Genomic DNA, 14,631 nt, shown 5'->3' with positions numbered 1-14,631 from the left:
CCCAAATCACGCTCAAAAGCGGCTATAAATTGATATTAATTGTAGTTTTTCAAAAGAAAGGTTTTTACCAATTTAAAGGGACACTAAGCATGGCACTTAGTGTCCTTTTGGTTATTAGCCAGTTATCACGTCATACTGACTTTGCCTACCAACTGTGCTTCAGGGTAGGTTTCAATGGTTTCGGCTTCGCCACGGTGATCGCTGGCTAACTTTTCATAAAGTAGCGGTAAGACAATCAAAGTGAAGAAAGTACCGATGAGCATGCCTGCGACTAAGATAATACCTATGCTGTTGCGCGCTTCTGCGCCTGCACCGGTTACCAATACCAACGGGAAGTGACCAAGCACGGTTGCACCTGTGGTCATCAGTATAGGTCTTAGACGTGTGGCCGCAGCCCCTTTTACCGCCTCAAATTTCGATTTACCTTCAAGCTGTAAATGGTTCGCAAATTCAACAATCAAGATGCCATTTTTGGCTATTAAACCGATGAGCGTAATTAGGCCGATTTGACTGTAAATATTGACTGTTGTGAGTGATAAAAACGGCAGCATCAATGCACCGGCGAGTGCCAGCGGTGCGCAGCCGAGTAGTACCACGAGCGGATCTCTAAAGCTGTTGAACTGGATCGTCAGTAAGAAAAACACCACTATCATGGCAAACAAAAGTACGCCAACCATTGTATTGCCTTCTTTTCTTAACTGTCTTGATTCGCCAGCGTAGTCAATGGAGTAATGGCTAGGTAAGATGTCTGCTGCAATTTCTTCTACCTGTGTGAGCGCTTGCTCTTTGGTTATGTGTGGCAGTGTGCCTGCCAATATTCTAAACGAGTTTTGCTGATTGAATGAGCCAAGCACTCTCGGGCTTGTGAAGGTGCGTAAGGTGGCAAACGCTGAAATTGGAATAAGATCGCCAGCATCCGTCCTTACTTGCATATTAAGAATGTTCTCAGGATTGTACCTTTCGCCATCGCCGACAATGGGAATGACGCGGTAGGCTTTGCCTTCTTTGTTGAAGTAGTTGGCAAAATTATTCGACATATAAATGCTAAGTTGCTCGTTTACCGACGACAAGTTTAGACCTAAGTCAGCAACCAGCTCTCGGTCGATTTCAAGCTCGGCTTGCGGCAAGTCGATTTTTAGGTCGGTATTGACGAACATAAAGCTGCCACTGGCGCTTGCCCGTTGAATAATCTCATCGGCGTACTGCTTCATCGCGGTTGGATCGTCACTGGCACGGAATACTACTTCAACGTCAAACTGCCCTGCGGTAGGAAGCGATGCCGGTAGAATAGGGAATAAACTTAGCCCAGTCACGCTGCCTAACCGGCCGTATAGATCGTATAGCAAGTCGTGTACTGAGTTTTCTCGCTCATCAAATGGTGCAAGCTCAACACCACCAAAACCCGCTGCCGCCGTAATAATCTGCCAAGTAAACTCAGCGCCTTCAGTGGCGTTCATGACCTTGGCAGTGTCATTCATTTTCGCTGACGTATAAGCTTGAGAAGACTCAGGTGGTGCTTCCACTACGACTTGGATACTGCTTTGATCTTCGATAGGGGCTAGCTCTTTTTGTGATAACAGGTAAAACGGCACCGACAATAAAGAGAACACGATAGCGACAAAAAAGACCTGTGGACGCCACTTAAACAAGGTATCGAGTGCACGAAAATAGAACGTTTGTAATCGATCAAAATAGCCATTGACCTTTTGCGTTAATTTACCTTCTTTACCGCCTTCGGGATTAACGTAAGCACTCATAATGGGCGATAAGGTAATAGCAACCAGTCCAGAAATTAATACCGCAATGGCTAGGGTGAATGCGAACTCTCGGAATAAGAACCCCGTTAAACCTGTTAAAAATCCGATTGGCGCGTAGACCGCAGCAAGGGTCAGCGTCATGGCAATTATTGGGACGAGTAATTGACGTGAACTGATAAGCGCGGCTTGTAATCTGGGTTTGCCTTCGCGCATATGACGCGCAACGTTTTCAACCACCACGATGGCATCATCCACTACTAAACCAACAGAAAGCACGATAGCCAAAATAGTCAGTAGGTTGAGTGAAAAGCCCATTGCTGAGATCACCGCGATTGCGCCTAAAATCGAGATAGGAATGGTAACCAGCGGCACCATGGCGGTTCTAAACGAGCCCATCATCGCGAGTACAACAATCCCCACAAGTAGGACGGTTTCCCCAAGCGTGGTGAAAATTTCTTTTATGGAATCACGCATATAAAGCGTGCCATCGTAGCCAATTCTTAGATGCATGCCGTCGGGTAAGATGGTATTTATCTCATCAATTTTTTTATACAGCGCGTCACCAATATCGATTTCATTGGCACCTGGTAATGCCCACACCGCTAAGAATACGGTATCGTGGTCATCAAGGCGTGCGGTTACCATGCCTTCGGCTTCACCGAGTTCTACCGTGGCGATGTTACCGAGCTTGAGTTGCGTGCCATCGATTTCTTTTACCACTAGGTTGTTAAAATCAGCTACCGTTTTTAACGAGGTATTGGCCATCAGGTCGATGCGTTGTCTGTTATTTTCACTGTAACCTAAGGTGGCAATGGTGTTGTTTGCTTGTAGCGCGGCAAATACATCGCTGGCACTTACGCCATAGATAGCGAGTTTTTCGGTATCGAGCCAAATTCGCATTGCTGGATCGCGGCCACCTTCCAGCGTCACTTTTTGTACACCGGGAATATCAGACATAGAAGGGACAACATTTCGGATCAAATAATCGCTCACGTTATTACGTGGCAGACCTTGAGATTCCACATCGAGATAGAATACCGCATACGGACTATCGGCACGTACGATTTGAATGGCTGGATCTTCCGCTCCGCTGGGTAACTCAAACTTAATCTGGTTTAATCGGGTGGTCAGCTCAGCCAAGGCATCGGTGGTACTATGATTCAGTTCAAGCCAAGCGGTAACTTTGCTAAGTCCCGAGGTAGTTATCGAGTCTACATAGTCGACGCCAGGAACAGTAGAGGCCACTCGTTCGATTGGCTCGGTAACATAGCCTTTAACGACGTCTGCGGCAGCGCCTGTATAGACAGTGTTGATCACTAGTGAGGCACTTTCTATTTTTGGATATTGCTGCACCGATATATCTCGGGCGGCATTAAAACCCGCTAGCACAATAAGCAATGACACCACGATCGCCAGTACCGGCCGGTTAACAAAAATATCCATGATAGACGGCTTATTTTCGTGTAATGCGCTCATTACTGGCCTCCGTTATTGCCATCAACAGCGGCAACCTGATCGGTATAAACCAATAAGTTTTCTTGTAGCTTAAATGCGCCTTCAGCAGCAATAAATTCACCACCACGCAGGCCAGATAGTACAAGTTGCTGATCGTTTACCTTATCGCCTAAAGTAATTTTTACTGGTTTTGCTCGCCAGTTTTGGCTGTCGTCCTTTTCAAGTACATAAACAAACTCGCCAAAGTGATTGCGCGTAATTGCATTGGTTGGCACAACTGCGGCGTTCACAATCTCGGTTGGTACATTGACTAACACCATTTGATTGTGGCTGAGTGTGCCATTGCTGTTTTGTAGCTCAGCACGATAACTTTGTTGACGCGATGCGACATCGACCATTGGCATTTTGGCTGATACGCGAGCAGGCATTTGGCCGCTAGCATTAGAAATTACCACGCTAACGTCTTCGCCTATATTAGGTTGTGGTAAGGTTTGTGGAATTTTGAAATCCACCCAAATGCTGTCCTCTAACCCAACCAAGAAAGTGATTTCGCTATTGGCATCAAGTAATTGACCAACTTGATATTGTTCTAACCCCGTTTGACCCGGGTAAGGTGCACGAATGGTTTTTTTCTCGATTAATGTGGTTAGTCGTTTTACGTCTGCCTGATTAATTGCCACCTCGGCTTCGGCTTTGTCCACCTCATCTGGGCTGATCCGCTTTTGTTCTAGTAATTTGGCAACCCGTTGATAGGTTGATTTAGCAAGCTTTACTCGAGCTTTAGCCGCTAATAGATTTGCCTCATCAATGCTGCTATCTAAGCGCAACAATATTTGGTTCGCTTCCACTTGTTCACCGGGTTTAAAACCGACGTAAGTGATAAGACCTGGATACTCGTTACTAATAGTGACGGTGCGCTTGGCATGGAGCTGACCTACAACCTTAACCGATTTAATATGCTCAGTGGTTGATACATATGTGCTTTTTACCGAAGCCGAAGGCTCCGGAAAAGACTCCCCAAAGGCGATTGCCGCTTGGATTTGTGTAAACTTCACAAAACCAAGGCTGGTAATAACGATGAGAATGATGACAACGGCCATAAGCCAACGTTTGATGTTCATTGTGATTTCCTTAAGTTAACGAAGCTCGAGCGCTTGCAATTCTTTCTCTATACGTACCAGAGAGTCTTGAGTGATAGGTTGTTGCCATGGATAACTGTTAAGTAGCCTCACCGTGCTGCGAATAACAGGATCATTAAGCTCAAGTGGTGCGAGCAATGAAGCTGTGCCCTCAACAATTTGCTTAGTTTGTTGCAAGCGCAGTACTTGCTCATATCCCACGGTAAGCGCCCAGCCGGTGATGATAATTTCTTCTATCATGTCGTGTAGATCTGGTGTAGCTTGCAACTCACCTGCTTCAATGCCATCAATTAGCGCTTGTTTAAACACGTTTTCACAGCCACCACAGGATTCGATAATTTTATTGGTCCAAAACTCAGAAGCCCTTTTAATCACCGCCTCATTGGTAGAGTAGGACTGCAATTCATAATCAAAAGAGAAGCGTTTTAGCTTTTGTGGCGAGATAAGACACACCGCGAGCATGCGTTCTGGCGTGCTAAGTGGTAAGGATAACACTTGCTTAAAAACACTGGATGTATGGGTAAAAGACTCATAGGCCAGCGCCATTACTAGGTCTTCTTTAGTCTGCACAAATTTATAGATTGAGCCCATAGACAATCCTGCAAGCAAAGAGACCTTTGCCATTGTAAAGTCAGTGACTGAAGACTCATTAATGCATTGTTCCGCAGCGTTTAAAATCATGCGTTGCTGGGTTTCTTTATCATATTTAGGTGCCGGTGCCATCGTTTCTCCTTAGAGTTTGAACCTTATTCGAATGTCATTCGAATAAGGTTCAATTATAGAGAGCAATTTTAAAACTGCAATAAGTAATCAGGAGGTTGCTTGCTTGAAAAAGCGATTTAAAGATATCAAAGGGAGTAGAATGAATGCGCTGTACGGCGTTCCTCTGAAAGAACGCCACGCTAATTAACCAAAGCTCAGGTTAATTATTTAACCTGAGCTGCGGATAATTAATGCCTTTCTAGCAGCCAGTTTTAGCGCTAACTGCGTTGAATTCACTTCCAATAGCCAGCTATTGGTGCGTAAATTCGCCTTGCCTACAGGATGTAGGTACCTTAGCGAGGGCAGGACGCGGAAGCGGTGTTTTCCCTAAAACTCTCTGGCTAGAAAAGGAAAAACTAAGTTGTTCTTTAGAAACAATGAGTTGTAACATTCCTTATCCAAACCTCAGGTTATTTAGTGATTTAAAATCCAGCTTTTAACTGGCTTTAACCACTCGTCTCTCGGGAGATAAAAAGCGCCGTGTTCCTTACCGGTTGAAATCGAAAGCTCTGTAAAGCTTTTGAGGTTTGCAGAGCGTGCTTTCACAAAATCGCAAGAACCTACTTGATCTGAGGTTTCGTAAACCGACAACACCTTGCCGTAGAGCTGAATTTCGGTTTTACTTTTGATAAGCCCAGCGCAGCCTGCTAGTACCACGTAGTGAATGGCATCGTTTTTTAATGCATCACTTGCCATTATCGTTAACGCGCCACCGCGAGAAAACCCCACGAGTGTAATGTTGCTGGCGCTGACGCCCGCGTCCAGTAACTTGTGAACCTTGCTAACCAAGGTTTTTGTATACGCTTCTGGTGCGACGCCTTTAGGGCGATGCTCAGCAATTAGCGTATAGGCGTCGTCGCTTAATGCTTGTTTGATGGCTGGAAAGTCATATTTACCCCAGCGCTTATGAATAGGGGTTTCATTATCACCTTCAACGATATAGCCATGAGAGTAAAAAACATATTTGGCAGATGGATTAATCTGCTCAGGTATATCTGGGTAAACTGCTTTTGCTGAGGCGATCGACGCCATGCAAGCAGCAAATGAGGTGCATACAGCACGTAGTAAACGATTCATTTTTGAGTTTTTTTAGTTGATGTAGAGAGATGGTAGCCAAGCTTTGATAAAAGAAGCAAGCGTAGCGCGATGGGTTATTTTGTATGAGAGAGTTGTGAGAACGAGTTTATTTTGTGGGATCCGGCTCATTGTGTGGGAGCGAGTTCACCTCGCGATCTCTATATCATTTGGCGCTTCAGGCTTACGCCATGGCTAGTTCACTCTTATCACCCATCCAGCGCCAGATAATCGGGTCAACAATATCGCTGTGGTTTTTTAGCACGGTAAAAGCGAGGCTTCTCACTTGCGGTAATAAATGTTTATCACGGCTAAGATCGGCAATTTTTAGCTCCGCCAATCCAGTTTGTTTTGTACCAAGTACTTCACCCGGGCCACGGATCTCAAGGTCGCGCTCAGCGATGACAAATCCGTCGTTACTTTCTCTCAGCACCCCCAAACGCTTTTGCGCAGTGACCGACAGTGGTGCATGGTAAAGTAGTAAACAATGTGATGCGATTTGTCCGCGACCAACACGGCCGCGCAATTGGTGAAGCTGCGCCAGACCCAAACGCTCAGGGTTTTCAATGATGATAAGGCTAGCATTGGGTACATCCACGCCCACTTCAATCACGGTAGTTGCAACCAGCACATGGGTATGACCTTGTTTAAATTCGTCCATGATGGTCTGCTTTTCTTGGGCTTTCATGCGACCATGTACCAGCGCAATATTAAGTTCTGGCAAGGCTTCGGCAAGTGCTTTGGCGGTGTCTTCTGCGGCTTGGCATTGTAGCGCCTCCGACTCATCTATCAGCGTACATACCCAGTAAACTTGACGCTTATCTTCAACACAGGCCTTTTGTACTTTTTTGATCACTTCATTGCGTCTGGTGTCTGGCACGGCGACGGTTGTGATTGGTGTTCTGCCCGGTGGTAGCTCGTCGATAATTGAAGTTTCAAGATCTGCATAGGCCGTCATTGCCAAGGTTCTCGGGATTGGGGTTGCGGTCATCACTAACTGATGCGGATAGCAATCGCCAAACTTTCCCTTTTCTCTCAGCGCTAGGCGCTGATGCACGCCAAAACGATGTTGCTCGTCGATAATGATAAGCGCAAGGTTAGAAAACTGTACTTGCTCTTGGAACAAAGCATGGGTGCCGACCACCATCTGTGCTTGCCCTGAAGCAATACGCTCAAGCGCATGAGTGCGTTCCTTACCTTTGGTTTTACCACCCAGCCATACGGTTTCTATGCCCATAGGTTCAAACCAAGTAAGGAAGTTAATGCCGTGTTGCTCGGATAGGATCTCAGTGGGCGCCATGAGCGCCACTTGATAACCCTGCGCGATAGCCGTTAACGCGCTAAGCGCTGCCACAAGCGTTTTTCCTGAGCCAACATCCCCTTGCACCAATCGCATCATGGGGTAGGGATGTTGTAAATCGCCTTTGATCTCTGCCACTACTCGACTTTGGGCATTGGTGGGGGCAAATGGCAAAGCTGACAAAAACTGGGCTTCAAGTGGGTTGGTGGGCGGTAGTGCAACCGCTTTTACCGCTTGGCCTTTTTGCCTAAGCTTAAGCAAGCTGAGGTTTTGCGCCAATAACTCTTCAAACGCCAAACGTGCTTGCGCGGGATGTTGCCCGAGCTCTAATTGCGCTAAATCCACTTCCTGTGGTGGACGGTGGAGTAATAACAGCGCCTCTTTTACGCTTTGCTGCGATGGCCGATATTGCGCTGGTAAATAGTCTGGTACATCATATTTGCGCAGTAACTCAACGGCTTGATCGGCAATTGCCCGAATGCTCAGTTGCTTTAATCCTTCGGTGGTAGGATACACTGGGGTAAGCGTCGCAAGACTCGGATCGCTCGGTGCAGAGCGCGTCTCTTTGATGCTGTATTCTGGATGCGCCATTTCAAAGCCATAATGACCGCGGCGAACTTCACCAAAACAGCGGATCACTTTGCCCGCTTGCATGGCATTTTTTTGTGCTGCATTAAAGTTGAAAAAGCGCAGCGCGATCCGCCCCGTCCCATCATTAACATAACACACCAACATGCGGCGTTTGCCTTGCGTGATTTCGCTGCGTTCAATCTCGGCTTCAATACTGACATGGCTATGCGCTTGCAGCTCGCAGATAGGATAGGTGCGCGCACGATCTTCGTAGCGTAGCGGAAGGTGAAATAACATGTCTTGCACCGATTGAATGCCAAGTTTGGCCAAACGCTCGGCCGCTTTTGGGCCTACGCCTTTTAATTCGGTGATTGGATAAGTGGCCAAATTTGGTGTCGACATGCTAATCCTCTAGCGTGATCCGCGTTATTTATTTCTTCTGCGTAAACTTAAGAATGTCCCAAAAAGCGTCGTCTGCAACGATTTCACCGTGCTCATCAAGTGCCGGGTAAGGTAGCCCTTTTTCGCGACAGCGGGTTGCAATGATTGGATGACATCCTTCAAATAGTAACTTATGTTTTACCACAGGATCCATCATATCTGTACGTTTGTACAGTCCGGCTGCATCTCTTTGGCGCTGCGCTTCGTATAAAATAAGCGCTGCAGCAACAGACACATTGAGTGATTGCACCATACCTTGCATTGGGATCACGATGTGCTGATCCGCATGCTCAAGTGCGCGCTCTGAGATCCCTAAACGCTCTTGCCCGACAATAATTGCGGTAGGTTTGGTGTAATCAATTTCACGAAAATCAACGGCGCTATCGCTAAGGTTGGTTGCTAATAATTGTACACCTGGGTTTTGTTCACGAATTGTCGCAACAGCTTGGTCTATATCCTCATGCATATGGGTTTCAACCCAATTTTTGCTGCCGCCAGAGGTATTGTTTGTTAACCGTCTTTGATCTTGTGGCCATACTGCGTGTACGTGGTGACAGCCAACCGCATCTGCGGTACGCACAATCGCTGACAGATTATGGTGCTTATGCACTTCATCTAGGCACACTGTGAGGTCGGTTTGGCGTCTATCTAATACGCTTTTTACACGATGGAATCTATTCTCAGCCATCTACTTACTACTCTAATCAAAAAATTCCCGCGATTATAACAAAAAAGAAGCTAGGGCATAACGGTGCGCTGAATTGGGTTTTGCAGTGAGATTAGTGTTTCGGTTGACTGGATAGACTCAATGGTCTGCACTTTATTAATAAGCACATCTTGAAGGTGGTCGATGGAGCGCGCCATCACTTTGATAAAAATGCTGTAATTGCCCGTGGTGTAGTAGGCTTCAACAACTTCTTCAAATTCCTTTAAACGTGCGATGGCTCCCGGGTAGTCGCCAGCGTGTTTTAAGTTTATTCCGATAAAACAGCAGACATCATAACCAAGTCGTTTGGCATTAATGCTCACTTGAGTCCCTTCAATGATCCCCGCTTGCTTCATTTTTTCGACCCGAACATGGATGGTACCGGCGCTAACAGCAAATCTTTTTGCTAATTCCGCGTAGGGCGTTCGTGCATTTTCTTTTAAAGCGTGAAGGATGGATCTATCCAGATTGTCGATCTCATAATTTTCCATGTAAATATCCATTAACAATTGTCGTTTATATAAAATTTATAGCATATTTTTGATGAAAATAATTATGTAAAGGTGTTTTTGTTGCGGGTTATTGATGTTTGTGTCGGTTTCTTTAAATATAGACTCAACAAAACGACAAATTCGGGAATGAGGACCTAACCATGTTGAGCAAGTATCAAGAGACACAAAAACAGATAGCACGAGTAAAACAAGTATTTTCAGCACAGCTAACCGAGCAATTGGGTTTAGTTGAAGTACAAGCGCCTATTTTGGCGCGTTTGGGCGACGGTATTCAAGACAACCTAAGTGGCCACGAGCAGGCGGTGCAGGTAAAAGTGAAAACGCTACCGGATGCGCAGTTTGAGGTAGTGCATTCACTTGCTAAGTGGAAGCGTAAAACACTAGGCGATTATGGTTTTGCTAAAGGCGAAGGCCTCTATACGCACATGAAAGCGCTACGTCCAGACGAAGATAAGCTATCGCCAATCCATTCTGTCTATGTGGATCAATGGGACTGGGAAAAGGTGATTTGCGAAAACAGTGAGCGTTCGCTGGCAAAACTAAAAGAAACGGTAGAAACCCTTTATCGCTCAATTAAAGCAACTGAAAAAGTGGTTGAGGATGAATTTGGCATTGCGGCATTCCTTCCTGAGAAAATTACGTTTGTGCACAGCGAAGAATTACGCACTATGTATCCAGATTTTACTGCCAAGCAACGTGAAAAAGCGATTGCCCAAGAATATGGCGCGGTATTTTTAATTGGCATTGGTGGTGAGCTTGGTGATGGTAAGATTCATGACGTTCGCGCGCCGGATTACGACGACTGGTCAACGCCAACATGTGACAAATACCAAGGGCTTAACGGTGATATTTTGGTATGGAACCCGGTGCTAGAAGATGCATTTGAAATCTCATCAATGGGCATTCGTGTTTGCCCTGATTCGCTTGCAAGACAGCTTAAATTAACCGATGACGAAGCACGCTTGAGCTTAGATTGGCACCAACAGTTAGTTGCGGGTGAATTACCACAAACCATAGGAGGTGGTATTGGCCAATCGCGTTTAGTGATGTTGCTGTTGCAAAAGCAGCATATTGGCCAGGTACAAGTTGGGGTATGGCCTGAAGAAGTACGTAGCAGCGTAGCTGATTTGCTTTAAACAGATCGCGAGGTGAACTCGCTCCTACTGGGTGAACACCGTGGTAGGAGCCGCTTTACGCGGCGAGCAGTGAAAAGATCGCGAGGTGAACTCGCTCTTACTGGGTGAATACTCTGGTAGGAGCCGCTTTACGCGCGAGCAGTGAAAAGATCGCGAGGTGAACTCGCTCCTACGGGGTGAATACCTTGGTAGGATCAGCTTTACACAGCAAAATAACATTCTGTTTTAGAGGAATAAGTTTAGCACAGTGATAGGTTTCTGGGTTACTCACAACGCTGAATTTATTCCTCGACTTTTCCTTATTCTCATCCCTAGTGTATTCTTATACGTTACTCGGTATAATGCCCGCTTTTAGCTCTGCGGCAGACTTGAGTAAACCAATACCACTCGGCCGGTACTTATTGTTGAGAATGACTATGACATCACCTACACGCGGTAATCTGTTTATCCTTTCTGCGCCTTCTGGTGCGGGTAAATCAAGTTTAATCAAAGCGTTATTGGAAAAGCACGACGATATTAAAGTGTCGGTGTCTCACACTACGCGTACTCCTCGTCCAGGCGAAGAAAACGGCGTACATTACCACTTTGTCTCGGTTGATGAATTTAAGCAGCTGATCGATAAAGGCGATTTCTTTGAGTGGGCACAAGTATTCGAAAATTACTACGGCACTTCAAAACAAGCGATAGAAGATCAGCTTGCCGCTGGTATTGATGTGTTTTTAGATATCGACTGGCAGGGTGCGCGTCAGGTGCGTGAGTTGATGCCTGAAGTAAAGACCATCTTTATTTTACCTCCTTCAACTGCGGAGCTAGAAAAGCGCTTAAATGGTCGTGGTCAAGACTCTCAAGAAGTAATCGCAGGTCGTATGGCTGAAGCGAAATCAGAAAGCTCACATTACAACGAGTTTGACTATATTCTTGTCAATGATGACTTTGAGCAAACACGCGGTGAGCTTGAACATATTGTTATTGCCGCAAGACTTGAGCAACAAGCACAGTCTATCCGTCATCAAGCGCTTATCGCTGACTTGCTAAAATAATTACTTTTAAACCTGAGGTTTTTTAATCATCAATACTTGGCGAAAGGCTAGACATACAGTAAACTAGCCTTTTGCATAATGAACTGAATTTGGAGTGCTTCGATGGCTCGCGTAACTGTAGAAGATGCAGTAGATAAAATTGGTAACCGCTTTGACTTGATTTTAGTAGCAGCGCGTCGCGCTCGCCAAATTTCTGTAGGCGGTAAAGATCCTATGGTTGATGCTGAAAACGACAAGCCAACCGTAATCGCGCTACGTGAAATTGAGCAAGGTTTTGTAACCACTGACTCGCTTGATATTATCGACCGTGAAGAGCAGCAGCATCAAGAAGCTGCAGAGCTTGCTGCAGTAGCTGCAATCGTTGGTGGCAATCGCTAATCCAACCACTGTCTAGATTCAATAATGCCAGCTTTTTTGCTGGCATTATTGTTTTATAGCAATTGAAATGAAGCAAATTGGTATAAATCGCCAGCACATTACACAACGCGTAACGCCTTTAACTTCCTAACAAGTAGCATAAATTGTTCATTGGCATTGCTGGTGTTTCATCGTATATTCTTAAGTAACTAGCTTGTAACCCGTTTTATACTCGCCGAGTATAGCTTCTCTGAAACATTGGAGTGTGAATGTATCTGTTTGAAGGCCTCAAAAAGAAAATCTCAGAATATTTGTCACCAGAAGACGTCGATTTGGTGCAAAAAGCCTATGTCGTGGCCCGTGAGGCACACGAGGGACAGACGCGCTCTAGCGGTGAGCCCTATATCACTCACCCAGTAGAAGTAACCCAGATCCTTGCGAGCATGAGGCTTGATCATGAAACACTCATGGCTGCGCTGATGCACGATGTTATTGAAGATACTGACTTTAGCCAAGACGACTTAGCAGAGATCTTTGGCGATACGGTCGCTGAGTTGGTGGAAGGGGTGTCAAAGCTCGATAAACTGAGCTTCAAAGATAAAAAAGAGTTCCAAGCCGAAAACTATCGTAAGATGATCATGGCGATGACGCAGGATATTCGTGTCATCCTTATTAAACTTGCAGACAGAACGCACAATATGCGAACGCTAGGTGCTTTGCGTCCTGACAAGCGTCGTCGAATTGCCCGCGAAACACTAGAGATTTATGCACCAATTGCAAACCGCCTTGGTATTCATGATATTAAAAATGAGTTAGAAGATCTCGGGTTTCAGGCGTTATATCCAATGCGCTATCGTGCGTTACGTTCCGAAGTCGCCAAAGCACGTGGTAATCGTAAAGAAGTGATCAGCAATATTCAGTCTGAAATTGAATCTAGATTGGAAGAAGCGGGTATTCAAGGCTCAGTAAAAGGCCGTGAAAAGCACTTATACAGTATTTACCGCAAGATGCTGAATAAAGAGTTGATGTTTAACGAGGTGATGGACATTTACGCCTTTAGGATCAATGTCGACAACCTGGATACTTGCTACCGTGTGCTAGGCGTTGCACATAATTTATATAAGCCAATTGAAACTCGCTTTAAAGACTATATTGCCGTACCGAAAACCAACGGTTACCAGTCGCTTCATACGTCGCTGGTAGGCCCGCACGGTATTCCGGTAGAAATCCAAATTCGTACTCATGATATGGATCATATGGCGGATAAAGGGGTAGCAGCGCACTGGATGTATAAAAAGTCAGGTGATAATGCCGGCCATACCGCGCAGCAGCGTGCGCGTCAGTGGATGCAAAGCTTGCTTGAACTGCAGCAAAGTGCAGGCTCGTCTTTTGAATTTGTGGAAAACGTTAAAACCGAATTATTCCCAGAAGAAATTTACGTCTTTACGCCAGATGGCCGTATTGTCGAGTTACCTATGGGCGCAACGGCGGTAGATTTTGCCTATGCCGTGCATACCGATGTGGGTAATACCTGTGTAGGTGCTCGTGTAAACCGTAAGCCTTATCCTTTGAGTAAAGCGCTCGATACCGGCCAAACGGTCGAGGTTATTACTAGCTCAGGTGCACACCCTAACGCTACTTGGCTGAATTTTGTGGTAACGGGTAAAGCACGCCTTGGGATCCGCAATTATCTCAAGAGCCAACAAGAAGAAGAAGCGATCCAACTAGGCCGCCGTTTACTCGACTCGGCACTGGGTGAGTATAAGCTAGATGATATTGCTCAAGAGCAAATCGACAACGTACTTGAAGAGCATAACCTCAATACCTTGTTGGAGCTGCTGGTTGAGATTGGCTGTGGCAATATTATGAGCGTATTGATAGCGAAGCGTTTACTGCAAGATGATAATGCGGTAGAAGATATTGCTAAACGTGCTAAAGCCGCGATAATCGGAACAGAAGGCATGTTGGTAACCTATGCTAAATGTTGTCGTCCTGTGCCGGGTGATGCTATCACAGCATATATGAGCCAAGGCAAAGGCCTAATGGTTCACCGCCAAGAATGTAAAAATATTAAGGGTTGGCGCAACGAGCGTTCGAAGTACTTCGTCGTGAAGTGGGAAGACAACCCAGAGAAAGAATATATAGCAGCGCTGCGTGTGGAAATTATTAACCACCAAGGTGCGTTGGCTAAATTAACCAATGTGGTTGCGACGACTCAAGCTAATATTGTCGAAATCGCAACGGACGAAAAAGAAAGTAATTTATACGTGATTGATTTAGGTATTACCGTGAAAAACCGAATTCATGTCGCTGATATTATGCGCCGAATTCGAGTGATGCCAGATGTACAACGCGTGTATCGTAAAAAATAAAGGAACATTA

At 45.6% G+C, this 14,631-nt stretch carries 11 protein-coding genes; 4 read left to right on the top strand and 7 right to left on the bottom strand.

Features of this window, described 5'->3' with window-relative positions; all coding sequences use genetic code 11:
- Positions 1–125 precede the first annotated feature (125 nt).
- The 7 genes from ABMY45_RS06970 to asnC form a co-directional block, all read right to left on the bottom strand.
- Entirely contained in the window at positions 126–3,233 is a 3,108-nt protein-coding gene (locus tag ABMY45_RS06970) for an efflux RND transporter permease subunit (RefSeq protein ID WP_349288636.1), read from the bottom strand.
- Entirely contained in the window at positions 3,233–4,333 is a 1,101-nt protein-coding gene (locus ABMY45_RS06965; RefSeq protein WP_174170476.1) for an efflux RND transporter periplasmic adaptor subunit, read from the bottom strand. Before ABMY45_RS06965 ends, ABMY45_RS06970 begins: the two co-directional genes overlap by 1 nt.
- Positions 4,334–4,348: 15 nt before the next feature.
- Positions 4,349–5,074 (bottom strand): TetR/AcrR family transcriptional regulator, encoded by a 726-nt coding sequence (locus tag ABMY45_RS06960; RefSeq protein WP_010605871.1) that lies wholly within the window; start codon positions 5,072–5,074, stop codon positions 4,349–4,351.
- 453 nt (positions 5,075–5,527) lie between these two features.
- Positions 5,528–6,190: an alpha/beta hydrolase gene (locus tag ABMY45_RS06955; protein WP_349288635.1), complete on the bottom strand. Its 663-nt coding sequence runs from the start codon at positions 6,188–6,190 to the stop codon at positions 5,528–5,530.
- A gap of 181 nt (positions 6,191–6,371) precedes the next feature.
- Positions 6,372–8,459: an ATP-dependent DNA helicase RecG gene (recG, locus tag ABMY45_RS06950; RefSeq protein WP_349288634.1), complete on the bottom strand. Its 2,088-nt coding sequence runs from the start codon at positions 8,457–8,459 to the stop codon at positions 6,372–6,374.
- Between the two features lie 28 nt (positions 8,460–8,487).
- Positions 8,488–9,186 (bottom strand): tRNA (guanosine(18)-2'-O)-methyltransferase TrmH, encoded by a 699-nt coding sequence (gene trmH / locus ABMY45_RS06945; RefSeq protein ID WP_010605868.1) that lies wholly within the window; start codon positions 9,184–9,186, stop codon positions 8,488–8,490.
- A 50-nt stretch (positions 9,187–9,236) separates the two neighbouring features.
- Positions 9,237–9,695: a transcriptional regulator AsnC gene (asnC, locus tag ABMY45_RS06940; protein ID WP_010374296.1), complete on the bottom strand. Its 459-nt coding sequence runs from the start codon at positions 9,693–9,695 to the stop codon at positions 9,237–9,239.
- 161 nt (positions 9,696–9,856) lie between these two features.
- Between asnC and asnA the strand changes: the two genes are divergently transcribed.
- From asnA to spoT, 4 genes are all read left to right on the top strand, one after another.
- Positions 9,857–10,852, top strand: a complete 996-nt coding sequence (asnA, locus tag ABMY45_RS06935) for an aspartate--ammonia ligase (RefSeq protein WP_010374293.1) — start codon at positions 9,857–9,859, stop codon at positions 10,850–10,852.
- Positions 10,853–11,268: 416 nt separating this feature from the next.
- Positions 11,269–11,892 carry a guanylate kinase gene (gmk, locus tag ABMY45_RS06930; RefSeq protein ID WP_039492818.1) on the top strand — a complete coding sequence of 208 codons (624 nt, stop codon included), beginning with the start codon at positions 11,269–11,271 and terminating at the stop codon, positions 11,890–11,892.
- A gap of 102 nt (positions 11,893–11,994) precedes the next feature.
- The gene (gene rpoZ / locus ABMY45_RS06925; protein ID WP_010374289.1) at positions 11,995–12,270 is read left to right on the top strand and encodes a DNA-directed RNA polymerase subunit omega; all 276 of its coding nucleotides are present in this window, start codon (positions 11,995–11,997) and stop codon (positions 12,268–12,270) included.
- Positions 12,271–12,518: 248 nt separating this feature from the next.
- Positions 12,519–14,621: a bifunctional GTP diphosphokinase/guanosine-3',5'-bis pyrophosphate 3'-pyrophosphohydrolase gene (spoT, locus tag ABMY45_RS06920; protein WP_010605866.1), complete on the top strand. Its 2,103-nt coding sequence runs from the start codon at positions 12,519–12,521 to the stop codon at positions 14,619–14,621.
- The last annotated feature ends 10 nt before the right edge of the window (positions 14,622–14,631 follow it).

Origin of the sequence: Pseudoalteromonas sp. XMcav11-Q (assembly GCF_040104525.1) — a bacterium.
In the GTDB taxonomy this organism is placed as follows: Bacteria; Pseudomonadota; Gammaproteobacteria; order Enterobacterales; family Alteromonadaceae; genus Pseudoalteromonas.
This window is presented reverse-complemented; position numbering and strand designations above follow the sequence as displayed.

Coding starts and splice junctions, on each gene's coding strand:
- spoT (WP_010605866.1), top strand. CDS start 12,519: ATGTATCTGTTTGAAGGCCTCAAAAAGAAAATCTCAGAATATTTGTCA.
- asnA (WP_010374293.1), top strand. CDS start 9,857: ATGTTGAGCAAGTATCAAGAGACACAAAAACAGATAGCACGAGTAAAA.
- recG (WP_349288634.1), bottom strand. CDS start 8,459: ATGTCGACACCAAATTTGGCCACTTATCCAATCACCGAATTAAAAGGC.
- rpoZ (WP_010374289.1), top strand. CDS start 11,995: ATGGCTCGCGTAACTGTAGAAGATGCAGTAGATAAAATTGGTAACCGC.
- ABMY45_RS06960 (WP_010605871.1), bottom strand. CDS start 5,074: ATGGCACCGGCACCTAAATATGATAAAGAAACCCAGCAACGCATGATT.
- ABMY45_RS06965 (WP_174170476.1), bottom strand. CDS start 4,333: ATGAACATCAAACGTTGGCTTATGGCCGTTGTCATCATTCTCATCGTT.
- trmH (WP_010605868.1), bottom strand. CDS start 9,186: ATGGCTGAGAATAGATTCCATCGTGTAAAAAGCGTATTAGATAGACGC.
- ABMY45_RS06955 (WP_349288635.1), bottom strand. CDS start 6,190: ATGAATCGTTTACTACGTGCTGTATGCACCTCATTTGCTGCTTGCATG.
- asnC (WP_010374296.1), bottom strand. CDS start 9,695: ATGGAAAATTATGAGATCGACAATCTGGATAGATCCATCCTTCACGCT.
- gmk (WP_039492818.1), top strand. CDS start 11,269: ATGACATCACCTACACGCGGTAATCTGTTTATCCTTTCTGCGCCTTCT.
- ABMY45_RS06970 (WP_349288636.1), bottom strand. CDS start 3,233: ATGAGCGCATTACACGAAAATAAGCCGTCTATCATGGATATTTTTGTT.